Annotated in this window: 20 protein-coding genes; 15 read left to right on the top strand and 5 right to left on the bottom strand. The window is 51.7% G+C overall.

All coding sequences use genetic code 11. The features are described from left to right. On the top strand, positions 1-673 hold a 673-nt coding region (locus tag B2Z72_RS14705), incomplete at its 5' end, for an EF-Tu/IF-2/RF-3 family GTPase (protein ID WP_297005171.1). 85 nt (positions 674-758) lie between these two features. Here B2Z72_RS14705 and B2Z72_RS14700 read toward each other — a convergent pair. Continuing rightward, complete coding sequence (locus B2Z72_RS14700) at positions 759-3878, bottom strand: hypothetical protein (protein WP_296984026.1); 3120 nt, start codon at positions 3876-3878, stop codon at positions 759-761. A 191-nt stretch (positions 3879-4069) separates the two neighbouring features. Further along, on the bottom strand, positions 4070-5554 hold the full coding sequence (locus tag B2Z72_RS14695; RefSeq protein WP_296984027.1) for a hypothetical protein: 1485 nt from the start codon (positions 5552-5554) through the stop codon (positions 4070-4072). Between the two features lie 784 nt (positions 5555-6338). Between B2Z72_RS14695 and B2Z72_RS14690 the strand changes: the two genes are divergently transcribed. From B2Z72_RS14690 to B2Z72_RS14635, 12 genes are all read left to right on the top strand, one after another. Beyond that, positions 6339-6968: a response regulator transcription factor gene (locus B2Z72_RS14690; protein ID WP_296984028.1), complete on the top strand. Its 630-nt coding sequence runs from the start codon at positions 6339-6341 to the stop codon at positions 6966-6968. A gap of 11 nt (positions 6969-6979) precedes the next feature. Then, a complete protein-coding gene (locus B2Z72_RS14685; RefSeq protein ID WP_296984029.1) occupies positions 6980-8806 on the top strand; it encodes an ATP-binding response regulator in 1827 nt (608 codons plus the stop codon). Positions 8807-8882: 76 nt separating this feature from the next. Further along, on the top strand, positions 8883-9194 hold the full coding sequence (locus B2Z72_RS14680; RefSeq protein WP_296984030.1) for a hypothetical protein: 312 nt from the start codon (positions 8883-8885) through the stop codon (positions 9192-9194). A 317-nt stretch (positions 9195-9511) separates the two neighbouring features. After that, the gene (gene rplM, locus B2Z72_RS14675; RefSeq protein WP_296984031.1) at positions 9512-9943 is read left to right on the top strand and encodes a 50S ribosomal protein L13; all 432 of its coding nucleotides are present in this window, start codon (positions 9512-9514) and stop codon (positions 9941-9943) included. A 4-nt stretch (positions 9944-9947) separates the two neighbouring features. Next, complete coding sequence (gene rpsI, locus B2Z72_RS14670) at positions 9948-10340, top strand: 30S ribosomal protein S9 (protein ID WP_296984033.1); 393 nt, start codon at positions 9948-9950, stop codon at positions 10338-10340. A 227-nt stretch (positions 10341-10567) separates the two neighbouring features. Beyond that, positions 10568-11164, top strand: coding sequence for a ubiquinol-cytochrome c reductase iron-sulfur subunit (petA, locus tag B2Z72_RS14665; protein WP_296984034.1), 597 nt, complete (start codon positions 10568-10570; stop codon positions 11162-11164). Beyond that, on the top strand, positions 11164-12390 hold the full coding sequence (locus B2Z72_RS14660; RefSeq protein ID WP_296984035.1) for a cytochrome b: 1227 nt from the start codon (positions 11164-11166) through the stop codon (positions 12388-12390). The genes petA and B2Z72_RS14660 overlap by 1 nt, the downstream gene beginning before the upstream one ends. A gap of 2 nt (positions 12391-12392) precedes the next feature. Beyond that, the gene (locus tag B2Z72_RS14655; RefSeq protein ID WP_296984036.1) at positions 12393-13148 is read left to right on the top strand and encodes a cytochrome c1; all 756 of its coding nucleotides are present in this window, start codon (positions 12393-12395) and stop codon (positions 13146-13148) included. A 101-nt stretch (positions 13149-13249) separates the two neighbouring features. Then, positions 13250-13876: a stringent starvation protein SspA gene (gene sspA, locus B2Z72_RS14650; RefSeq protein WP_297005169.1), complete on the top strand. Its 627-nt coding sequence runs from the start codon at positions 13250-13252 to the stop codon at positions 13874-13876. 11 nt (positions 13877-13887) lie between these two features. Then, positions 13888-14301, top strand: coding sequence for a ClpXP protease specificity-enhancing factor (locus tag B2Z72_RS14645; protein ID WP_296984040.1), 414 nt, complete (start codon positions 13888-13890; stop codon positions 14299-14301). A 416-nt stretch (positions 14302-14717) separates the two neighbouring features. Beyond that, the gene (locus tag B2Z72_RS14640; RefSeq protein WP_296983593.1) at positions 14718-16220 is read left to right on the top strand and encodes an adenylate/guanylate cyclase domain-containing protein; all 1503 of its coding nucleotides are present in this window, start codon (positions 14718-14720) and stop codon (positions 16218-16220) included. Continuing rightward, positions 16211-17485, top strand: coding sequence for a tetratricopeptide repeat protein (locus B2Z72_RS14635; protein ID WP_296983592.1), 1275 nt, complete (start codon positions 16211-16213; stop codon positions 17483-17485). The genes B2Z72_RS14640 and B2Z72_RS14635 overlap by 10 nt, the downstream gene beginning before the upstream one ends. Positions 17486-17559: 74 nt before the next feature. Here B2Z72_RS14635 and gatB read toward each other — a convergent pair whose 3' ends face one another. The 3 genes from gatB to gatC all read right to left on the bottom strand — a co-directional run bounded on the left by gatB (position 17560) and on the right by gatC (position 21008). Continuing rightward, positions 17560-19023, bottom strand: a complete 1464-nt coding sequence (gene gatB, locus B2Z72_RS14630; protein WP_296983591.1) for an Asp-tRNA(Asn)/Glu-tRNA(Gln) amidotransferase subunit GatB — start codon at positions 19021-19023, stop codon at positions 17560-17562. An 11-nt stretch (positions 19024-19034) separates the two neighbouring features. Next, on the bottom strand, positions 19035-20486 hold the full coding sequence (gene gatA / locus B2Z72_RS14625; RefSeq protein ID WP_296983589.1) for an Asp-tRNA(Asn)/Glu-tRNA(Gln) amidotransferase subunit GatA: 1452 nt from the start codon (positions 20484-20486) through the stop codon (positions 19035-19037). A gap of 234 nt (positions 20487-20720) precedes the next feature. After that, positions 20721-21008 (bottom strand): Asp-tRNA(Asn)/Glu-tRNA(Gln) amidotransferase subunit GatC, encoded by a 288-nt coding sequence (gene gatC / locus B2Z72_RS14620; protein ID WP_296983588.1) that lies wholly within the window; start codon positions 21006-21008, stop codon positions 20721-20723. A gap of 140 nt (positions 21009-21148) precedes the next feature. Between gatC and B2Z72_RS14615 the strand changes: the two genes are divergently transcribed. Beyond that, the gene (locus B2Z72_RS14615; protein WP_297005166.1) at positions 21149-22186 is read left to right on the top strand and encodes a rod shape-determining protein; all 1038 of its coding nucleotides are present in this window, start codon (positions 21149-21151) and stop codon (positions 22184-22186) included. A 168-nt stretch (positions 22187-22354) separates the two neighbouring features. Beyond that, the gene (mreC, locus tag B2Z72_RS14610; RefSeq protein WP_296983585.1) at positions 22355-23197 is read left to right on the top strand and encodes a rod shape-determining protein MreC; all 843 of its coding nucleotides are present in this window, start codon (positions 22355-22357) and stop codon (positions 23195-23197) included.

Genomic DNA, 23197 nt, shown 5'->3' with positions numbered 1-23197 from the left:
CATGGACCCGAAACACCGTGACCGTATTGCCTTTATGCGTATCTGCTCCGGCACCTACAGCAAAGGCATGAAGATGAAGCATGTGCGGATCAGTAAAGATATTAAAATTGCTGATGCGGTTACCTTCCTGGCCGGCGACCGCTCGGCGGTGGAAGAGGCTATTTCCGGGGATATTATTGGTCTGCATAACCACGGCACCATTCAGATCGGTGACACCTTTACCTTCGGTGAAGATATGCAGTTCACCGGCATTCCGCACTTTGCACCGGAACTGTTCAAGCGCGTACGCTTAAAAGATCCGCTGAAAATGAAACAGCTGCAGAAAGGTCTGCAGCAGTTATCGGAAGAAGGTGCCACTCAGTTGTTTATGCCGGTCAATAATAACGACCTGATTCTCGGTGCAGTGGGTGTGCTGCAGTTCGATGTGGTGCAGCAGCGTCTGAAGGATGAATACAAAGTTGATTGTATTTACGAGCCGGTCAGTGTGAATACGGCGCGCTGGGTTTACTGTGACGATGCGAAAAAACTGGAAGAGTTTAAACGCAAAGGTTCTGAAAACCTGGCCATTGATGGTGGCGGTTATCTGACTTATATCGCACCTACACGGGTTAACCTGAGCCTGACTCAGGAGCGTTGGCCGGATATTCAGTTCAGCGCTACCCGCGAACACTGATCTTACTGGTTTTTAAACGACGTAAAAATAAACCCCGGCATGCCGGGGTTTATTTTTTTAGCTTATTTAAGACGATATTTTAATTTCAGATTTTTCCTGAAATCTGCACACTTCGGCGACGCATCAGACTGAGCGGTGCCAGGGCCAGCAGCCACAGCAGTGAACCACCACCGGATGAGCCGCTACCGGAAGAATCGCTGTCGGAAGAATCGCTGTCGCCGTTATCCGGGGCAGTACCACCGTCACCTGGTTCGGCAGGAGATGGGGTCTCTTCGCCAGGTTCTTCTCCTTCACCGGGTTCTTCGCCTTCACCGGGTTCTTCCGGCTCTTCTCCAACCGGTTCATCAAGAATGCCATCACCGTCGCTGTCGCGTAGGATAATGCCGGCGTAAGTCAGTACCGGTAATTGTTCTTCTGTGCCGAAATCCCAGTAGCTCATGTCGCTGCCGTCAGGGGCGGTATAGGTTATATCTGACCAGCCATTAAACAGCGTTACACTGGTGCAGCTGGTATCGTTGGCTGCCGTTGCACAACGCAGTGCCGCATCGCTGACGACACTGTATTCCGCACTGTTTTCATCCAGAACGTTGTAGCTGCCCCAGGGCTGTTCCTGAGTGCTTTCGGTTGTCCAGTAGCTGTTGGTGATTAATATGCCGTCAGCCCGCCCGATAAAAGCGCCGGTCAGGGTGCTTTCCTGTGCTGCGCTGATAACACCGGATACATAAGCATTATTAACAGAGAGGGTGTTATTGTAGCCATAGCCCACTAATCCACCTGCGGTATTTTCACCGTGAACATTGCCGCGCACATAGTTATTTTCCAGTATAGCGTCATTGGCAATAAGCCCCACCAGACCACCGGCTTCATAACCCGCCACATTGCCATAAACGGCATTATTAATGATGTTGATACCATCGGAATGACCGATTAAGCCACCTGCTCTGGCGCTGCCATTGGCCGCTGTCGCGGTGACATCACCCATATTGTGGCTGTAAATAATCTGATGTCCTTCATCGCTGGTACCGGCCATAATTCCGACGACACCACCAACGTAGGTTGCGGCGGTGACGTCACCGCGAATCCAGGTACCACTGATATTGGTGTTGCGGGCGTAGCCAGCCACGGCACCGACGTAGGAATTACCGGACACAGACATCAGTTCACCGTTGAGATCCAGCAAGCGCACATCGGCATTGCTGGTGTAGCCAAATAAACCGACATCATTTTCGGATGGGCGGTTGATATACAGGTTACTGATGCGGTGGCCATTGCCATCAAACTGGCTTGTGAACGGCGCTGATGAGGAACCTATGGGTTGCCAGCCTGCGCCGTCATTCCAGAACGCGTCATTGCCGTCCAGTACGCCATCGCCATTGGTGTCAAAATCGAGGTCAGCCATCAGTTCAAAACCGACACAAACCGCACCAGGACAACCTGCGCTGCGGCCATAAAGATTACTGCCGTCGAGGCCGTAGCGAATGGCATTAAGATCCCCCAGCGTATGGATATCGATCAGGCCATTACCATTTGCATCTACAACATCGGCAGCAACGGAGCCGGTGGCATCAAACGGAAATGCATCGGCATTATCACCAACACCGTCGCCATCGCTGTCAGACCACTCGGTCGGATCCAGAGGGAAGGCATCATCTTCGTTAAGCACACCGTCGTTGTCATTATCCGGGTCAGAATTGTTGCCAATACCGTCGCCATCACTGTCCAGCCATTCACTGCTGTCGTCAGGAAATGCGTCACTGTTGTCGCCGACGCCGTCGCCATCCCGGTCACTCCATTCGGTCGGGTCGTAGGGAAATGGGTCTTCGTCATTATTTACGCCATCACCGTCAATATCCGGATCGCTGTTGTCACCTGTACTATCGCCATCCATATCGGAATGTTCTTCCCGATCGTAGGGAAATGCATCGTCCTGATCGAGGACGCCATCAGCGTCACCGTCGCGATAAACCACGCCTTTAATTAACAGGCCGGGCAACTGATTGCTGTCACCGAAATCCCAGTAAGCTACGGAAGAAAGACTGCTGTCTTCATAGCTTTCGTTTTCCCAACCAGAATATAAAGTAACCGCGCTGCAGCCAGTATCACTGCCGGCTGCCGGACATTGCATCTGCACCAGAGTGGCGCCGGCATTTCCTGTGGCTGTGTATAAAGTCCCATTGACCATGTTGGTCCGGCCGGTTGTATCCGTTGCCCAATGGTTGTAGCTGATGTACTCACCGCCATCACTGGAAATGTTCCCGATCAGGCCTGCCGGAGATTGGGTTGAATCGTAGGTGACGTGTCCGGTAGCAAACGAGTGATCAACGAAACTCTGGGTCATGGTGCCTATAAGACTTGAGGCCGAGCTATAGCCTTTAACCTTGCCTGTAGCAAAACTATTACTGACACGGGATTGCTCCTGAACGGCACCGACCAGGCCGCCAGACATTGCGCCACTGGTTGATCTGCCAGTGCTGCTGATATTGCCTGTGGCAAAGCTGCCTTCAATCACTGAGCTGGCGAGTAAGCGGCCTGCAAGACCTCCGTTACGCCAGGATTCAGCGGTGATATTACCCTGGGCATAACTGTGTCTGATGATCGAACTGTTCTCTGCGGATCCAATCAGTCCGCCACTGACGGTTCCATAGGCATAAATATCAATATCGGCACTGCTGTTTATTATCTGTGTATTAATAATCCGGCCGGCTAAGGGAGCGACGTAGCGCGAACCAGTGATAGCGCTGAGCGGGCCGCGAAAGTGCACATCGTTGATGATTGAGTTTTCAACCGAGGCAATCAATCCGATAAAGTCTGTATTCGGACGGTTTACATAAAAATTGTATATAACATGCCCATTGCCGTGCAGTTGGGCCGTGAATGTATCACCGATGGAGCCAACAGGGATCCAGCCAGCGCCATTATTCCAGTAAGCGTCAGCGCTATTCAGAATACCGTCACCATTGGTGTCGAAATTGAGGTCGGTTGTCAGTTCAAAGCCAAAACAGCCATCTTCCGGACATCCCGCGCTGCTGCCGTACAAATAGGTTCCATTGAGTGAATAGCGCATCGCATTGAGATCAGCGAGGTCGTTGATTTCAATCAGACCGTTATTATCAATGTCGTAGTCGCTGCGGCCGTTTTCAGCCTGAACCTGAAAGCTGGATAAAACCAGTATTACAGGCGACAGAAAATATTTACATTTATTCATGTTTATTTGCCTGGTCGTGTGATTACCCGGAAGGGTGGTGAGATTGGACGGGCGCTTAAGGTGAAAAGATATTTTATCGCTAAGTGTCTTGCCGATAATCCTGCGAAAGGATGGAATGAATTTTTGCTGTTTAAATTTAAGATAAAAAAGAGCCCGTTTAACGGACTCTTTTTATTTTTTTCTGATTTCTATCAGCAGGATTTACGGCGCAGAGTCATCAGTGGTGCAAGACCAAACAGCCAGATCAGAGAGCCACCACCGGATGAGCCACCACCAGAGGATTCATTTTCCGGGGCTTCTTCTGGTGCACCTTCATTTTCCGGATCTGTATTTTCAGGTTCTTCTTCCGGTGCCGGATCAGGCTCGCTGCGGGTTGGATCATCCGGGTAGGCATCTTCAAAGTCCCATACGCCATCACCATCGCTGTCACGCAGCACGTAACCGTAAAAGCTCAGTGCCGGTAATTGCTCTGCGGTGCCGAAGTCCCAGTATTGAACTTCTGTTTCGTCTTCCAGTTGGTAAGTAGCAGTATGCCAGTTACGATAGAGGGTACTGTCAGTGGTGCAATCGGTATCATTGGCTGCTGTCGGGCAGCGCAATACAGACTCCTCATGACCACTACTGTTGTTAATGGTTGCCAGGCCGCTGCCATCGGCATATTCAGCGGATTCTGTTGCCCAGTAACTATCATTGATTGTTACGCTTCCTGCGTAGCCAATCAGTGCGCCTATATTCTCTGCGGAACTGTCGGTGTTAAATGTTGCATTGGCCCATGACTTATAGATATTCAACGACGAATATCTGTTGCTGCCTACCAGACCTCCGGCCGCGCCTGTAGCAGTAATGTTACCGGTAAAATAGGTGTATGCCGGAGAGCCATTCGCACCGATACCTACTATCCCACCAACATCAGTGTTGCCAGTTATGTTGGCGGCCGAGAAGCTGTACTCGATATTAGCGCTGTTTATTTCACCAGCAATGCCGCCGACATTGTTGCCAGTAGCTACGACATTCACACGGGTATAGCTGTGTGAGATATGACTATAGCTTCCTGCCGGTGTTGTGGAGCCAACAAGGCCGCCGACGTAGTTTTCGCCATAAACATCACCGGCAGTCGCCAGGTTGATGTAGGGGGTGTTAACTGAATGGCCGGTGAGAAGGCCAACGTAGTCTTTACCTGTGACTGACGTCAAAGCACCATCAAGGATCAGATTCCGGATACCTGTGGACAGGCGAATATAGCCAAACAGGCCGACATCATTACTATCAGGGCGATTGATATACAGGTTTTTAATACTGTGGCCATTACCCTCAAATACAGCACCGAAGGGATTGCTGTCCGTGCCAATAGGTTGCCAGCCCAGGCCTTCGTTCCAGTAGTCATCGTTTTCATCGATGACGCTGTCGCCATTGGTGTCAAAGTCGAGATCGGCTGTAAATTCAAAGCCGGTGCAGCCTTCGTCCGGGCAGCCAGGAGCATTCAGGTTAAATTCTGATTCCGGGTCACTGTAGTCGCGGATTTTATTCAGATCCGAAAGGCTGTTAATTTCAATCAGACCGTTACCATTCAGGTCGTAATTTTCCCGTGCATCATCTGCTACAGCATAAGTGTTGCCTGCGATTGCTATCAACGCAGCAGCGACGCTTCTGCTAAGTTTATTTTCTTTAGTATCCATGGCTTTATGGTTTCTTGGTTGTTTAAATTTCAGGAGGTCTTCTTCTGGTCGACTGAAACCAGAAATATTTTGTGTCTTTTTGTGTGGGTAATGTTAATTGCAGATTTAATTTTTTTTATCCGTCAAAAGAATGGAATGGAAAAATATATTTAATTATTCTTTTTTGTTAATAATCGAGGCGGGTAAGTAAGTGAAAAGTTTATATTTTTAATTTAAATAATCCGGCTGGAGTGTCTCAGAGTGTATATACAGAATAGGTGTTGTGTGTTTATCAGATCATAAGAATGTCAGGCAGTCGGAATTGTTGAAATAAGAGTCTGTTGTCCTGTTGGGAATTTTCAGGACATCGGCTTATTTTTTGGAGTCGCAGATTCTGACATCAGTTCGTATTGGCTGACGTTTGTTTGTGTTGGCAGGCATTGTTTGTATTGTCTGGCACGTCAGAAATAAATCAGGGGTGTGGCGCTGAGTGTATATATCCTACTTAAGAATGATTCTATGATTCAGCAGGTTGGTGAGGTGCCGGCGGAAGCTGCAATAAATTTGTATGCAGTGAAGGTTCAGGCACGAAGGGTAAGGGTTATCTATCTGGATAAAAAGTACGTTAGTACAATTTCTGGTAAGGGCCTGGTCCGGAGATCTGGCGCCAGTTTGCGTTTCTGTTGTATGTAAATGTATGCCATAGGGGTTATTGGCCACCGTTTATAGGGTAACATCTGCTTCAACAGTGAAAGCCTCCGGTTTTATAAAAACAAAGGCTGAGCCTAAGCATTGAGGTACAGGCATGAAAATATTATTGGTTGATGATCACCAGTTATTTGCTGATGGTCTGAAAGGTATTCTCAGGACATCTTCTCTGGAGGCGGATGTCGAGGCTGTGAATAACGGTCGGGATGGACTGCAGAAAATACTCTCCGGTATTTTTGATGTTGCCCTGATTGATCTGAGGTTGCCCATCATGGATGGGTTTACTCTGCTGGAAGAGCTGAACGAGCGCAATAACCTGACACCGGTTGTGATTGTGTCGGCCTCACGCGACCCGGGCGATATGCAACGGGCAATGGATCTGGGGGCGATGAGCTTTATTCCGAAATCTTCATCCGGCGAAAAGATTGTGCAGGTGATTAACAGCGTTCTTGGCGGACAGGTGGTGTATCCGGGGGATAATGACCCGCGCACCGATCGTTCTTTTGCGCTGGAGAGTGAAAAGTGGGCCGCTCAGCACAATATTACTCCCCGGCAACTGGAAGTGTTGCGCCTGGTACGTAAGGGGCTTTCCAATCAGGCGATTGCCGAGCAGTTGTGCCTTAGCGTGGCCACGGTTAAATCCCATGTCAGTGCTATTTTCAATGCTCTGGGTGCGCAGAGCCGGTCTGAATCCAGTGAGAAAGCACACCAGCTGGGGCTGGACTGACGGCTATGGGGATGATGCAGGATTCGCTGTTCTCCCGACAGGAACAGGCTGCTGGTACTGAATCCAGCTATGAAAATGAAGTCACCGCAGAAAAGATCCGCATTGTCCGCCGTAATACACCGACGATCCTGGCGGGGAACCTGCTTGGCACTATTCCCCTACTGGTGGTGTTTTCCGGTACGGACTATGGCCATACGGTATTGGTCTGGTGCGCCTGTCTTTATCTGATTCTGGCTGTGCGCCTGCTGCATTATTTCCGCCCCGGTGCTTATGTGCACACATACAAAGAGCTGGTGCGTTACGGCAAGCAGCTCTCTGTACTTATCTTTCTCACCGGCTGCGTCTGGGGTGTGGCTGGTGTTGTACTTTTTGACAGCGTTGATATTAAAAATCTCGCCTATCTGACGCTTACGTTTGTCACCATGATTGCCGGCAGCATGGTGTCTATGTCATCCCGGCCTTTTTCCTACATCCTGTATGCCGCTCCACTGATGCTGCCATTGGCAGCCATGTTGGTTTTGCAGGGAGGGGAGGAGTGGGCATACCGCTGGCTGGGGTTTGGCGCGGTGGTTTATCTGCTGGCAACCATAGGCTTCAGTAAAACAGTGCATGGCGTTATCGACCGTTCTATCCGGCTGAAGTATGAAAACCTGGATCTGATCGAAGATCTGCGTGAGCAGACGGATCGTGCCAATCAGGCGAGTGCGGATAAATCGCGCTTTCTTGCTGCTGCCAGTCACGACCTGCGCCAGCCACTGCAGGCGGTGAATCTCTACGCAGAAGTGCTGGAGAGCAAAGCCAGTGCTGTGGAGTTGCAGCAGGATCTGGCCAATATCCGGCAAGGGCTGGATTCTCTTAATGAGCTGTTAGACGCTTTGTTTGACGTATCGCGGCTGGACTCAGGCGGTGTGCAGGCGGATCTGGCTCACTTCCGTATCGATCATCTGCTCGGCAAACTGGAGGCGCAGTTCCGGCTGGAGGCACACATCCGCCACCTCACCTTCAGTGTCAGTCAGGTTGAGCATGTTGTCTGTTCTGATCCTATGTTGCTGGAGCGCGTCATTACCAACCTGTTAGTGAACGCCTTCCGTTATACGGAAAAAGGCGGCGTCGATGTTTTTTGTGAGCCTGCCGGAGATAACCGTCTGGCGCTGCATATCCGCGATACCGGTATCGGTATTTCGGAAGAAAACCAGGAAGCCATCTTTCAGGAATTTTTCCAGGTGCAGAATCAGGAGCGGGACCGTCGCCAGGGGCTTGGGCTTGGCCTGGCTATCGTGCGCCGGGTGCTGAATATTCTGCAGCATGACATCGAAGTGCGCTCAGTGCCGGGAGAGGGAACAGACTTTATTCTGTATCTGCCCATTATCTGTGATCAGCCGGTCGCTCAGGTGGCCCTGCAGGAAAGTCGTGTCGACAGCACTAATGTGTTTGCCGGACTTAATATCCTGGTTCTGGATAATGAAGCGGTCATTGTGAATGCCATGCGCTCGTTGCTGGAATCCTGGGGTGCTGTGTGTAAAAGCTACCTGAGTGTTCCAGAAGCTCTGGCTGGGCTTGAAACATACGGCTCTCCGGATTTTATGATCGTTGACTACCGTATGCCTGGCGATGTGAACGGCTGTCAGTTTGTCGCTCAGGCACGTCGTCTGGTGGCGGATGTTCCCGCACTGATTGTTACCGGTGATACCAGTGACGAGGTTGTGGCAGAGTTTGCCGCCTGTGGTCTGCCTTATCTGCATAAGCCGATTAAGCCGCCCCAGCTGCGGATTGTCGTTTCCCGGATTCTTAAGCGGGCGAGGTCTGCTGAAGCTGAAGAAGGCATCGTGATCAGCTGATAAATGGGTCAGCTTTCTTGCGTGTGGCTGCGCCTGTACTAGGCTTTCTGTAAACGGATGCCAGAGGGGCGGAGACATGCTCGCGTATTTTCTGATCGGAATGGTGCTGGCGGCAGCACTGTGTTTTGGTGCCTACTGGCTGATTCAGCAGAAGGTGCTGGAAGAAGTTCTTTCACTGGATGATGGCAAGGGCTATTTTCTGGTGGCCTGTATTCTGATTGGCTTTGTGTTGGCACTGGGTGGCTTTTATACCGGGCAGACGCTGGGCTTTGATCAGCAGGAGGCATCGTCCACGCTGATGGCGCTGGCAATCCTGCTGTATATCATGGTCACTATGCTTACCCTGATCTTTGGTCTGGTGAAGTTTCGTGAGCCGGAGCATTACTGAGCAGATTCTGTCATCCGCTGGCTGAAACCTGGCTGACAGTCTGTTATAATGCCCGCAGTTGATGTACAGCACTGATCGCAGCTCAATAAAAGGGGCCGCTACCGGAAACGGAAGCGGCCTTTTTGTGCCTTATAAGGCCGTGGCAGGGTGGCAAAAATGCCGCGCCGGCCAGTCTGCCTCCGTGCGCAAACTGAACCGGAGTCCACCGCGGGTGGCAGATCGGTTAATTTATCGGCAGCAGTACTTGCGGAAGGCAAATCCTTCCTATAGAATGCCGCCCTCTTTTGAATCAACCTGCCCTTGAAGGCGAGAAATTGATGAAAACATACAGCGCGAAACCAGAATCCGTAAAACGTGATTGGTTTGTAGTTGATGCAGCTGAACAGACGCTGGGTCGCCTGGCTACTGAGGTTGCTCGCCGTCTGAGAGGCAAGCACAAGCCAGAATACACTCCACACGTTGATACCGGCGATTACATCGTCGTGATTAATGCAGACAAAGTTCAAGTTACCGGTAAGAAATCCAGTGATAAGATGTACCATCGTCACACTGGTTACCCTGGTGGTCTGAAATCTATTTCTTTCGAGAAACTGATTGATCACAAGCCAGAACAGGTAATCGAACTGGCAGTTAAAGGCATGCTTCCTAAGAATCCTCTTGGTCGTGCCATGTTCAAGAAAATGAAAGTTTATGCTGGCACTGAGCACCCTCATACTGCTCAACAGCCGCAAGAACTGAAACTGGGATAAGATAATGGCAGTAACTCAATACTATGGTACCGGTCGTCGTAAGACTTCCACTGCACGTGTGTTCCTGCGTCCTGGTACTGGCAGCATCGTTGTCAACAAGCGTCCTCTGGATGTTTACTTTGGCCGTGAAACTTCCCGCATGGTAGTACGTCAGCCTCTCGAGCTGACCGAAAGCCTGGAGAAGTTCGACATCATCGTTAATGTTGCCGGTGGTGGCAGCAACGGTCAGGCCGGTGCGATCCGTCACGGTATCACCCGTGCTCTGATGCAATATGACGAAACTCTGCGTCCTTCTCTGCGTGCTGCGGGCTATGTTACCCGTGACGCCCGTGAGGTTGAACGTAAGAAGGTTGGTCTGCGTAAAGCACGTAAGAAACCACAATTCTCCAAGCGTTAATTCGCTGCGAAGAATCTGCTTCTGCAAAAGCGCTCATTGTCTTATGTCAATGGGCGCTTTTTTTATGGGCAAATCCCCATTGCCTGTGGGTTTTTCAGGTTGTCTCCCTTCCTTGTTTTCTTTACTATGTGCGCCGCTCTGTATGCTATGACGACTGTGCTCAGAAAAAAGAAAACGGGCAGCCAGCGTCTGGCAGGAAAGAATTTTTTTGATGGGAGAAGATGGTAATGAGTCAAGACGGCGTGAATAAAGGTCGGCGCACTCTGCTTCTGGGCGCGACCACTGCTGTCGGCGCTGTCGGTGCGGGCTTTGTTGCGGTGCCGTTCGTTAAATCTTGGGTTCCAAGTGAACGGGCAAAAGCGGCAGGCGCTCCGGCGAAGATCGACATCAGCAAAATTGAGCCGGGTGCAATGCTGACTGCAGAATGGCGGGGTAAGCCTGTGTATGTCGCACGCCGTACCCAGGAAATGCTGGATAACCTGCCTGGCCTGGCGGATCGTCTGAAAGATCCGGAGAACACGGTAAAAACCCAGCAGCCTGCATATGCTGACAATATTAACCGCTCGATTAAACCCGAACTGATCGTACTGCTGGGCGTTTGTACCCACCTGGGTTGTGCTCCTAAGTACAATGCAGAAGTGAAACCAGAACCGTTCGATCCTAACTGGAAAGGCGGCTGGTTCTGTCCTTGTCACGGTTCCCGTTTTGACCTGTCTGGTCGCGTATTCAAAGGCTCTCCGGCGGCTATTAACCTGGAAGTACCGCCTTATATGTACGAGAGTGACAGCGTGATTGTGGTCGGTGTAGACGAGGAGAAAGCCTGATGAGCAAGAACCAAAATACTCTGATGGGCTGGATTGACGATCGTCTGCCGGTTACTCAGACCTATGAAAAGCATATGTCCAAGTACTATGCTCCGAAGAACTTTAACTTCTGGTACTTCTTCGGCGTTCTGTCGATGATGATGCTGGCCAACCAGATCCTGACCGGTGTCTGGCTGACCATGAACTATGTGCCAAGTGCTGAAGGCGCTTTCGCTTCCGTTGAATACATCATGCGTGATGTTGAATGGGGCTGGCTGCTGCGTTACATGCACTCCACTGGCGCTACCTTCTTCTTTATCGCTGTATACCTGCACATGATGCGTGCTGTGCTGTACGGTTCCTACCAGAAGCCACGTGAGCTGATCTGGATCTTCGGTATGCTGATCTATCTGGCTCTGATGGCTGAAGCCTTCATGGGTTACGTACTGCCATGGGGTCAGATGTCTTACTGGGGTGCACAGGTAATTATCTCCCTGTTCTCTGTACTGCCTTACGGTGATGCACTGACTGAATGGATCCGTGGTGACTTCCTGATCTCCGGCGCCACCCTGAACCGTTTCTTCGCTCTGCACGTAATCGCGGTACCTCTGGTGCTGGTGATGCTGGTGGTTCTGCACCTGCTGGCGCTGCACGAAGTGGGTTCTAACAACCCTGACGGCGTTGATATCAAGAAACTGAAAGATGAAAACGGCAAACCGCTGGACGGCGTACCGTTCCACCCTTACTACACTGTGCACGACATGGTGGGTATCGTGGTCTTCCTGATGATTTTCTGTACCGTTATGTTCTTCTTCCCTGAAGGTAACGGTTTCATGCTGGAGTACGCTAACTTCGAACCGGCTAACGGTCTGAAGACACCTGGGCACATTGCTCCTGTATGGTACTTCGGTGCGTTCTACGCCATCCTGCGTGCGGTTCCGGATAAGCTGTTCGGTGTAATCGGTATGGCCGGTGCTATCGCAGTTCTGTTCGTACTGCCATGGCTGGACCGCAGCCCGGTTAAGAGCTGGCGCTACAAAGGCTGGATCAGCAAAATCTTCATCGTCGTGTTCGCTATCGACTTTGTGCTGCTGACCTGGCTGGGTACACAACCTGCAACTGAAACCCTGACCATGATCGCTCAGATCGCGTCAGTTATTTACTTTGCTTTCTTCCTGCTGATGCCGTTCTACACCCGCATGGAGAAAACAAAACCAGTACCAGAGCGTGTAACCGGAGGCCACTGAGAATGAAAAAGGTATTTGCATTAATTGCAGCGTTTATTCCGGCGGTTGCTATGGCAGCCGGTGGCAATGTCCATCTGGAAGAACACCGCACTGACCTGCACGACACTGCTTCTCTGCAGCGTGGTGCACAAACTTTCGCTAACTACTGCATGGGCTGTCACTCGATGGGGCACGCCCGTTACAACCGTGTAGCGAAAGACCTGGGTATCCCGGAAGAACTGATGATGGAAAATCTGGTATTTGCTGACAAGAAGTTCGGCGACCTGATGACCATCTCTATGGACAAGGCTGACTCCAAGCGTTGGTTCGGTAACCCGCCACCAGATCTGACTCTGGTAGCGCGCGTTCGTCGTCCGGATTGGGTTTACACCTATCTGCACAGCTTCTACGAAGATCCGAGCCGTCCATGGGGCGTGAACAACGTGGTCTTCAAAGACGTGGGTATGCCTAACGTTCTGGGTCACCTGCAGGGCACTCAGAAAATGGGAACCGCTGAAGTCAAAGTCGGTTATGACACTCTGACTGGTCAGGAAATCACTGAAGAGCATGAAAATGTTCTGTACCTCGCAGAGGAAGGTGAGCTGAGCGAAGAAGAGTTCGATAAACTGGTTTACGATCTGGTAAACTTCATGGTTTACATGGCGGAACCAATCGCACTTGAGCGTCAGAGCCTTGGCTGGTGGGTACTTCTCTTCCTGGCTATCTTCTTTGTTCCTGTTTACATGCTGAACAAAGAATATTGGAAAGACGTTAAATAAGACGATTCTGTCTTACTGACAGCGCCAGCCCGGCCGTGCAAGCGGTCCGGGCTGCGTTTGTTTTAGGTTAATCAGATTTTATTCAGATAAGTGAGGAAACTATGGGGGTTGTGGCAAAGCGCTCTTCCATGACGTTCTATTCAGATGCAGCTGATCATTACAGCCATCGTGTTCGTATCGTGCTGGCCGAAAAAGGCGTAGCAGTCGAGATCCATGACGTGGATCCGGACAACAAGCCAGAAGATCTGGCGACCCTCAACCCTTACAACTCACTGCCGACTCTCGTCGACCGTGATCTGGTTCTTTACGAGCCAAACGTAATGATGGAATACCTCGATGAGCGTTTCCCGCATCCGCCACTGCTGCCGGTGTACCCGGTTGCCCGTGCGCAGAGCCGTTTGTGGATGAACCGTATCGAGAAAGACTGGGCTGTGCTGGTTGAAACCATCCTGACCGGTAAAGGCAAAGACGTTGATGCAGCGCGTAAAGAGCTGACTGACAGTCTGGTATCTACCAGCCCGATCTTTGCTGAACTGCCATTCTTTATGAGTGAAGAGTTTTCCATCGTGGACTGCTGTGTTGCACCTATCCTGTGGCGTCTGCCGGTACTGGGTATCGAGCTGAACGAAAAACAGTGCAAGCCAATGCTGCAGTACATGGAGCGTCTGTTTGAACGCGAAAGCTTCCAGGCCAGCCTGTCTGAAGCTGAACGGGAAATGCGTGACTGATGACTGATACCATGACACCCAGCCGTCCGTACCTGATGCGGGCACTCAATGAGTGGATTCTCGACAACCATTGCACGCCTTACGTGTTGGTGGATGCCGCGTTGCCGGGTGTTCAGGTTCCGCAGGATTACGTTAATAACGGTCAGATCGTGCTGAATATCAGTCCATCGGCAGTAAAGTCGCTGGAAATAGATAACGACGGCCTGTCATTTAATGCCCGTTTTGGTGGTGTCCCGATGCAGGTGTTTGTGCCTGTGGTGGCCATTCTGGCGATCTACGCCCGGGAAAATGGCCAGGGCATGGTGTTTGGTTCAGAGGCCGGTGCTCCGGATCCGGATCAGCCACCGACGCGGCCAACACCAGGCCCGGGGAAATCTCACGAGTCCCCCGGCAGTGGCAAACCATCGCTTAAGGTGGTTAAGTAATTCTGTCAGTCCGGCCGCTTCAGTGGCCAAGAAAGCCGCCCTCCGGGCGGTTTTTCAATTGTCCATCGCCTGTTTTGCCAGCGGTATTTTATTCGCCGGCTATGAATGCGAGCAGGTTAGTTGGCGCTATCTTTGTATGACATGATGGAGAGGCAGTAAATTGACTGCTGAAACTATCATGCAGTTACATGCCCTGATCAGAGGGCAATCTCAAACAGTAATGCATGGATTGCACACTCTGGAGTAACGGCACCTGGGGAATGTACCCGTGTTGCTCCGGTGTTCGCCGGTGCGCATCTCCTGAAAGAATCACAGGACGTGTGGTTCGCGTGGGCAGGAGAACACCGGGCAGATGAACGTAATGATGCAGTCCGGGACATATTTCCCCGGTTCTATTAATCAGGTTGAGAGCAGCAATGTCTGATCCGAAGCCACTGTTTTATCGTATGTCCGAACCGGTGCAGCGTGGTGCCGCAGATTTGCTCAGGTATTTTCAGCGGGCGCATCGCCGACTTCTGCATTGGGGTGGTCTCAAACTTAAACTGATTCTGGCCATGGTGCTGGTCGTGCTTCTGTCGGTGATAACGCTCAACCACTTTCTGGTCGGTCTGATGGAGGAATCCATTCGCGGGAAAGCTATTGAAGTGGGCAATATGGCGATTGGCCGGGTGGCCGACGCCTCTTTTAATGCCATTGTTGAGCGCACTTACGAGAACCGTGTAAACCTTGAAGAGATGATCAAGGAAGCACAGGAAGATCGCGCCAGTCAGTTGCTGGATATTTCTATTTATGCGCTGGAGCCCGCAGGCGACCATTACGTTTTTTCTTACTTTGCCGGCTTCAGAAACGCGGCTCCGGCACTGACTGACGGTGAGCTGACGTCCTGGCTGCACAGTGCTGAAAGCAGGGAAATCCGTCGTGACTCTGCTGCTTTTTCTGCTTCAGGCAAAGAAACCAAAGCCTATCGTTTTATCCGCCCAGTTATTTTTCACGCCAATGGCCGCAGTCACGTTGTCGGTGCTGTGGTGCTGTATTACGACCGTGAAGCCGTGGCCGGGCCTGTGCGTCAGGCGGGCAGGCTGTCGACCATAACAACGCTGTTAATCCTGATCCCGGCGATTTTTCTGGCCTGGTGGATTTCCCAACGGCTCAGCCGGCCAATTCTGCAGGTGACGGATGCTGCCCGGCGGGTGGCCGACAATGATCTGGATGTTGTCCTGAGAGTGAAGACCAGTGACGAAATCGGATTTCTGGCGCGGGAATTTAACCGCATGGTGAAAGGTCTGCGTGAGCACCGTCAGATGCAGAAGTTTGTCTCTGGTTCAACGCTGGACCATATCCGTGATGGTCGTCGTGAAATGGCGCTTGGCGGCAGTAAGCGGCTGCAGACCTTCCTGTTCAGTGATATCCGTGGATTTACCGCGATGAGTGAAAACCGTGAGCCGGCAGAAGTGGTGGAGGTTGTTAACAGCTATCTTGAACTGCAGGCGCAGATTATCCGTCGCCATGGCGGGGATATCGATAAATTCATAGGTGATGAGGTGATGTCTGTGTTTGAAGGCGATGACGCACCTTTGCGTGCGCTGCGGGCGGCCATGGATATTCAGCAGGCCATTATTTTTATGAACCATGATCGTGCCGCGCGTGAGCAGGTGACGCTGAATACGGGTATCGGTATTAATCAGGGCGAAGTGGTTGCCGGCAATATGGGATCGGCTGACCGTATGGATTTCACCAGTGTCGGAGCGCCGGTCAATCTTGCTGCCCGTCTGTGCTCACATGCAAAAGGTGGGGAAATTCTTATGCCTGCTGCATTGTATAAAGAAAGTGGTGCCAATATCGGTGCGGTTCCGGCAGATCCGCTTCATATAAAAGGCTTCAGTCAACCCGTAGAGGTCGTTGCATTAACATGCGCATAAGTAGTCTATTGCGTTACCTTGTTGCTGTACTGGTACTGACATCCTTCGCTGGCTGTACATCTGTGTACAGCATGTTATCGCCAGCGCAGAAAAGGGATATTTACGAGCGGGTATCGGAAGACGTTAAAGGTCATGTTGAACGGGCGACTTTTCTGCGCGGCAGTGGCTACCTGCATGAAGCATTGAGCGAATATCAGCAGGCACGGTTTTATGGTGATCTGGCCCCTGTTGTGCCGGAAACCATCGAGCTGCTGAAAAATCAGATCCGTACAGAGAGTAAGGCTGCCTATAACCGGGGGCAGAAAGCACTGGCTGCCAAAGATTATGAAAAGGCCCTGAAAGAATTTAACAAAATAATGCGTACGGATCCGGATTACGCGGATGCAGAGAAATATTACTGGCGCATGCTGAACCGTCCGGAAAATGCCCGGCGTATCAGCGAACTTGAAAGTCAGTTGTGGGGCGTGCAAAGGTCGTTACGCAACGCTCAGGATATAAATAAGAAGCAGCGCAGGCAGCAGCAGGCCGAAAGCCTGAGTAAAGAAATCCTCGCTTATCAGTACGATAATTCGCTGGCTTACGATCAGCATATGGGCGAGTTTGAAACCTATCTGGAGCAGCGGCGCAACGGTATGGCGCAGGTGCGCCAGGGGTATCATTTCATGTTGTCCGGTGATTTTGATGCTGCAGCAGAAGCATTTAAAAAAGCGCGTGCAACAGAGGCTACTGCCCGTGAGGGCGTTAATGGCCTGTATCGTTTACAGAAACGTAAAGACGCCATTTACCTGACTAACCTTGCCGACAGTGCTTTCCGTCGTGGTGATCTGGCACAGGCGGAAGAGCGGGCAGTAAAAGCGGTGGATGCAGATAAGGAATACGCGCCGGCTTCTCTGATGCTGAAAAAAATTGTGCGTCAGCGTCTGGCGCTGGAATCCGATTCCATTTTAAGCGATACCCGCAAGATGATTGCCGATGGTGATTATCGTGGGGCAATGGAGGCTATGGAGGACATACTGCATAAAGAGCCACAGCATAAAGAGGCGCGGGCACTTTATGCGCAGGCACGTGATGCGTTAAAGGCCAGTATTGAAGATTATATTGAGCTTGGCAGCGTACTGTTTAATCAGAGCCGCTATGATGAAGCCTCGGATTATTTTGATTCCGTATTAATGGTCGAGCCTGAAAACCACATCGCTCAGACCTATCTGAAACGGATTATTCTGCGTAAACAAACTTTACAGATGTTTAATACAGAAACAATGTAAAAATTTAAAGGTCGCTATTTTACGCATAAAAAAACCGGGCGATGCCCGGTTTTTTTATTTCTGGCTAATGGGAATTAACCCAGTTCGCTCAGTTTTTTCTTCAGTACATCCATTACTACCTGTGGATTAACCCCGGCAGCAGCCTTACGGGTTAAACCGATAAACGGACCGATCGCTTTGCCGCGTTTATCTTCCGGTGTGGCCAGATAGCCTTCCACCAGTTTCGGATTATCAGCCAGCACCTGTGCCACGATGGCTTCGATAGCACCGGTATCGGATACCTGTTTCAGACCCAGTGAGTCGACCAGTTTATCGACACTTTCAACGCTGTCGTCACCTTTGCCTTCAACCAATGCGTTGAAGACTTCTTTGGCGCCACCGTTGTTCAGTGTGCTGTCTTTAATCAGTTCAAGGATATGCGTCAGCTGTGCCGCAGAAACCGGCAGTTCAGTGACGCTGATCTCCAGGCGGTTCAGCGCAGCAGAGACATCGCCCTGTACCCAGTTTGCGGCCAGCTTATAGTCGCCAACAGCGTCAGCTACTGTTTCGAAGTACTGTGCCAGTTCGCGGTCGGAGGCCAGTACTGCAGCGTCTTTGGCAGACAGGCCGTGATCGTTAACGAAACGCGCACATTTGGCGTCCGGTAGTTCCGGCAGAGTCGTGCGAACGGCTTCGATATAATCATCATCGATAATAACCGGCAGCAGATCCGGGCACGGGAAGTAACGGTAATCGTTGGCGACTTCTTTGGAACGCATGCTGCGCGTTTCGTTTTTGTCGGCGTCGTACAGGCGGGTTTCCTGCACAATGCTGCCGCCGTCTTCGAGGATGTCCATCTGACGTTCGATTTCGACTTCGATGGCACGCTCAACGTTACGGAAAGAGTTCACGTTTTTAATTTCGGTACGGGTGCCGAATTCATCCTGACCTTTCGGGCGCAGGGAAACGTTACAGTCACAACGCATGGAGCCCTGGGACAGATCACCGTCACAGATACCCAGATACGTCACGATGCTGTGCATTTTACGGAAATAGGCGGCGGCTTCTTTGGCGCTGCGCATTTCCGGTTCAGATACGATTTCTACCAGTGGCGTACCGGCACGGTTAAGGTCAATACCGGACATGCTGGCAAAACCTTCGTGGACGGATTTACCGGCGTCTTCTTCGAGGTGAGCACGGGTAACGTTAATACGTTTTGTCGTGCCGTCGTCCAGTTCGATATCAATGTGACCCATACCAACAATCGGGTGATGCAGCTGGGTGGTCTGATAGCCTTTCGGCAGATCCGGATAAAAATAGTTTTTGCGGTCAAAAACCGATTTTTTGCCGATCTCAGCGTCAATCGCCAGGCCGAATTTTACCGCCATGCGCAGAGCTTCTTCGTTAAATACCGGCAGCACACCGGGCAGGCCGAGATCAACGGCACAGGCCTGAGTGTTGGCTTCGGCACCATACTGAGTAGAAGCACCGGAGAAAATTTTTGATTTGGTGGCCAGCTGAGCGTGAATCTCAAGGCCGATTACTACTTCCCATTCCATCGTATCGCTCCTCACATGCCCGCTGGTGTTTTCAGATGCCAGTCAGTTGCCTGCTGGAATTTGTGTGCTGCGTTGAGCAGACGGCCTTCGGCGAAATAATCACCGATCAGCTGCAGACCCACCGGCAGGTTATCCACCATGCCACACGGAATCGACATGCCCGGCATACCTGCCAGGTTGAGGGAAATGGTGAAAATATCTTCGAGGTACATTTCTACCGGATCGGAGGTTTTTTCACCGCGTTTAAATGCCGGCGTCGGAGTTACTGGCGCAGCCAGAATATCCACTTCCTGCAGTGCCGCTGTGAAGTCATTTTTAATCAGGCGGCGCACCTGCTGGGCTTTTTTGTAGTAAGCGTCGTAGAAACCGGCAGACAGGGCGTAAGCACCGACCATAATCCGCTGTTTCACTTCGCTACCAAAGCCTTCGCCACGGGAGCGTTTGTACAGATCGTTGATGTCCTGCGCATCTTCACAGCGATAGCCGAAACGTACACCATCCATACGCGACAGGTTGGCAGAGCATTCTGCCGGCGCGATGATGTAGTAAGCCGGAATCGCCAGTTTGGCGTTGGGCAGGGATACTTCTTTTACTTTGGCGCCGAGCTTTTCATATTCAGCGATAGCATCGCGTACCGCCTGCTGCATTTCTGCACTCAGGTCGCTGCTGAAATATTCTTTTGGCAGACCGATGGTCATGCCTTCGATGCTGTCGTTCAGGCTGGCGGTGTAATCCGGTACCGGCTGATCAACACAGGTGGAATCTTTGGCATCGAAGCCGGCCATCACGTTCATCATCATGGCGGCATCTTCTGCGTTACGGGTAATACAGCCGCCCTGATCCAGACTGGATGCATAAGCAATCATGCCCCAGCGTGACACGCGGCCGTAGGTCGGTTTAATACCGGTAACACCACAGAAGGCTGCTGGCTGGCGGATTGAACCACCGGTATCGGTGGCGGTAGCGCCGGGTACGAAACCTGCGGCAACCGCAGCAGCGGAACCACCGGACGAACCACCAGGCACGTGTTCTTTATTCCACGGGTTGGCGACCGCGCCGTAAAAAGAGCTCTCGTTGGATGAACCCATGGCGAATTCGTCCATGTTCAGCTTACCCAGAGAAACTGCACCGGCTTTATTGAAGTTATCGACCACGGTGGCGTCGTAAGGTGCGGCAAAATTACTCAGCATTTTTGAGCCGCAGCTGGTGACCACACCGTTGGTGCAGAAAATGTCTTTATGGGCCATCGGGATGCCGGTCCAGACTTCGGCGTTACCGGCCGCGCGGCGTTCGTCAGCGGCTTTGGCCTGTGCCAGTGCCTGCTCTTCGGTGACGGTGATGAAACTGTTGATGTCACCGTCCAGCTGTTTTACACGGTTCAGCAGTTCGCTGGTGATTTCAACACTGCTGTATTCACCGGCTGCGAGATCGCGGGCAATCTCAGCAATGGTTTTGTTGTGCATAATGTTTCCTTGTTGCCGGAACTTTTCTCCGGGCTTCTGCTCTTACCGGCCGTTTTCGGCCTGCGCTGTTAACAATGAGTACTGCTGATAAGGCGTTGTCCACTGACGCTTTGGCGAAACTGTCACAGTATTCATTCTGTGATTGCTGCCCCGGATAACCGGTCTGGCCCGTGGTATGTTGCAGAGTCTTCAGCAATTTATTGCCTGATTCTGGTGGCGTGTTTTATTCAACTGCTATTCAACGACGCGCGGTACCAGGTAATAGCCCTGTTCAGTCTGAGGTGCACACTGCTGAAAGTGTTCGCGCTGATTTTCTTCGGTGACGACATCAGCACGCAGTCGCTGAACAGCGTCCAGCGGGTGTGCCATCGGCTCAACAGAACTGGTATCAACGGCAGAAAGTTGATCAACCAGGTCAAGAATATTGCTGAGGTTTTTCTGGTATTCGGCGATCTGGTCATCGTCCAGTTGCAGACGGGCCAGTTCGGCAATGTCACGAACCTGTTGCTGGTCCAGAGCCATGTGCTTACTCCAGTATAATGAGATCAGTGGAAATAGATTACGGTGGGGGCCGAGCGTAGCATAAATGCGCCTTGCTCTAAATCCCCACCATTGCTAGAGTTACCAACAATTTTTGCTACCTGTTAACAGGAATCATCTGGATGTTTAAAAAGATACGCGGCATGTTTTCCAGCGATTTATCAATCGACCTGGGAACAGCCAATACCCTGATTTATATGCGTGACAAGGGAATCGTACTGAACGAGCCATCGGTAGTGGCGATCCGCCTGCAGGGTCATCAGAAAAGTGTTGCAGCGGTAGGTACTGAAGCTAAGCGTATGTTAGGGCGTACTCCGGGCAACATTCAGGCAATCCGTCCAATGAAAGACGGTGTTATCGCTGACTTTGAAGTGACTGAAAAAATGCTGCAGTACTTCATCAAAAAAGTACACGAAACCAGCTTCCTGCCACCAAGCCCGCGCGTAGTGGTGTGTGTTCCTTATCAGGCCACCAAAGTTGAGCGCCGCGCCATTGTTGATTCTGTTCTGGGTGCCGGTGCCAGCAAAGCCTATCTGATTCATGAACCTATGGCCGCAGCGATCGGTGCTGGTCTGCCGGTGGATGAAGCGCGTGGTTCAATGGTGGTGGACATCGGTGGTGGTACCACTGAAATCGCCATCATTTCCCTGAGTGGCGTAGTTTATGCGGAGTCTGTGAAGGTAGGTGGTGACCGTTTCGACGAAGCCATCGTTTCCTACATCCGCCGCAACTATGGCAGCCTGATCGGTGAAGCGACGGCTGAACGCATCAAACAGGAAATCGGTACCGCTTATCCGGGCGGAGAAGTCCGTGAAATCGACGTTCGTGGCCGTAACCTGGCTGAAGGTATTCCGCGCAGCTTTACCCTGAACTCAAACGAGATTCTGGAAGCTCTGCAGGAATCCCTGGCGCAGATCGTTCAGGCGGTGAAAGGCGCTCTGGAGCAATCTCCGCCAGAACTGGCGTCCGACGTTGCTGAACGCGGTATGGTGCTGACCGGTGGTGGCGCGCTGCTGCGTGATCTCGACAAACTGCTGAGCGAAGAAACCGGCCTGCCGGTGATCGTTGCTGAAGACCCGCTGACCTGTGTGGCGCGTGGTGGTGGCCGCTTCCTGGAAACGGCCAGCGAATCTCAGCTGGAAGTCCTGGGTCAGGAATGACCTTCTGATACCGAAAAACGGAGCTCCGGCTCCGTTTTTTTATTCTGGTATATCTTTCTCGCGACTGTGCCTTTACGCCCTCTTTACTGGTGACAGCAGGGGGCAGACGGTATAGTAAGCGCTTTGTGATTGTTTCGGCGGGAGCAGGTTATTAAGTCGCAGTTTCAGGTGTCGCCCTACCAGCGGCAACGGGTCGTGGGCATAGTGGTGCTCTCTCTGGCTCTGATGTGGATGGACAGTATCACTCCCTGGGGCCAACCCGTTCGTTATGTTACCGGTTACCTTCTGGCTTTGCCGCAGCAGATCGCTGTGGTGCCTGCTGCCGTCAGTGAATGGTTCAGCGAATCCTCTTCCACCCGCCAGGAACTGATGGCGGAAAATAAACAGCTGGCGGCGCGCAATCTGGTGCTCGAGCTGCGCTCTCAGCGACTGGCGTCGCTAGAAGCGGAAAACTCGGAACTGCGGGAGTTGCTGAGCGCCTCTGAACAGGTCGATGACCGCGTACTGGTCACCTCTGTAATTGCCGTGGACCCGGACCCTTTCAGCCAACAGATTCTGATCAACAAGGGCGGCGAAGATGGTGCCTTTATCGGCCAGCCAGTACTTGATGCCCATGGTCTGCTGGGGCAGATCATTGATGTTATGCCGTACAGCTCCCGTGTTCTTATGATTGCCGACTCCAACCATGCGATTCCGGTGCAGGTAAACCGCAACGGGGTGCGCGCCATTGCCGTGGGAACTGGTTCTCTGGACGAACTTGAGCTGATTTACGTGCCCAACACCGCAGATATCAAACAGGGTGACCTGCTGGTCAGCTCCGGTCTTGGCGGTCGTTATCCGCGTGGCTATCCGGTTGCGACGGTGACCAGCGTTGAAAATATTCCCGGTAAATCTTTTGCCGCAGTAAAAGCCGCACCAAGTGCGCAGCTGGACCGCAGTCGCCATCTGCTGCTGGTGTTCTCCAAAGCTGCCGGCAAAGTGCCGCCCTCTGAACTCTGGTCGGAGCAATAA

It is taken from the genome of Thalassolituus sp. UBA6592 (genome assembly GCF_002433655.1).
In the GTDB taxonomy this organism is placed as follows: domain Bacteria; phylum Pseudomonadota; class Gammaproteobacteria; order Pseudomonadales; family Oceanobacteraceae; genus Venatoribacter.
Note: the sequence above shows the minus strand (reverse complement) of the source record. Positions and strands in the feature narration are given on the sequence as shown.

Coding starts and splice junctions, on each gene's coding strand:
- B2Z72_RS14690 (WP_296984028.1), top strand. CDS start 6,339: ATGAAAATATTATTGGTTGATGATCACCAGTTATTTGCTGATGGTCTG.
- gatA (WP_296983589.1), bottom strand. CDS start 20,486: ATGCACAACAAAACCATTGCTGAGATTGCCCGCGATCTCGCAGCCGGT.
- B2Z72_RS14635 (WP_296983592.1), top strand. CDS start 16,211: ATGCGCATAAGTAGTCTATTGCGTTACCTTGTTGCTGTACTGGTACTG.
- gatC (WP_296983588.1), bottom strand. CDS start 21,008: ATGGCTCTGGACCAGCAACAGGTTCGTGACATTGCCGAACTGGCCCGT.
- sspA (WP_297005169.1), top strand. CDS start 13,250: ATGGGGGTTGTGGCAAAGCGCTCTTCCATGACGTTCTATTCAGATGCA.
- B2Z72_RS14695 (WP_296984027.1), bottom strand. CDS start 5,554: ATGGATACTAAAGAAAATAAACTTAGCAGAAGCGTCGCTGCTGCGTTG.
- petA (WP_296984034.1), top strand. CDS start 10,568: ATGAGTCAAGACGGCGTGAATAAAGGTCGGCGCACTCTGCTTCTGGGC.
- B2Z72_RS14655 (WP_296984036.1), top strand. CDS start 12,393: ATGAAAAAGGTATTTGCATTAATTGCAGCGTTTATTCCGGCGGTTGCT.
- B2Z72_RS14640 (WP_296983593.1), top strand. CDS start 14,718: ATGTCTGATCCGAAGCCACTGTTTTATCGTATGTCCGAACCGGTGCAG.
- B2Z72_RS14660 (WP_296984035.1), top strand. CDS start 11,164: ATGAGCAAGAACCAAAATACTCTGATGGGCTGGATTGACGATCGTCTG.
- B2Z72_RS14700 (WP_296984026.1), bottom strand. CDS start 3,878: ATGAATAAATGTAAATATTTTCTGTCGCCTGTAATACTGGTTTTATCC.
- B2Z72_RS14680 (WP_296984030.1), top strand. CDS start 8,883: ATGCTCGCGTATTTTCTGATCGGAATGGTGCTGGCGGCAGCACTGTGT.
- gatB (WP_296983591.1), bottom strand. CDS start 19,023: ATGGAATGGGAAGTAGTAATCGGCCTTGAGATTCACGCTCAGCTGGCC.
- B2Z72_RS14615 (WP_297005166.1), top strand. CDS start 21,149: ATGTTTAAAAAGATACGCGGCATGTTTTCCAGCGATTTATCAATCGAC.
- rpsI (WP_296984033.1), top strand. CDS start 9,948: ATGGCAGTAACTCAATACTATGGTACCGGTCGTCGTAAGACTTCCACT.
- B2Z72_RS14645 (WP_296984040.1), top strand. CDS start 13,888: ATGACACCCAGCCGTCCGTACCTGATGCGGGCACTCAATGAGTGGATT.
- B2Z72_RS14685 (WP_296984029.1), top strand. CDS start 6,980: ATGATGCAGGATTCGCTGTTCTCCCGACAGGAACAGGCTGCTGGTACT.
- rplM (WP_296984031.1), top strand. CDS start 9,512: ATGAAAACATACAGCGCGAAACCAGAATCCGTAAAACGTGATTGGTTT.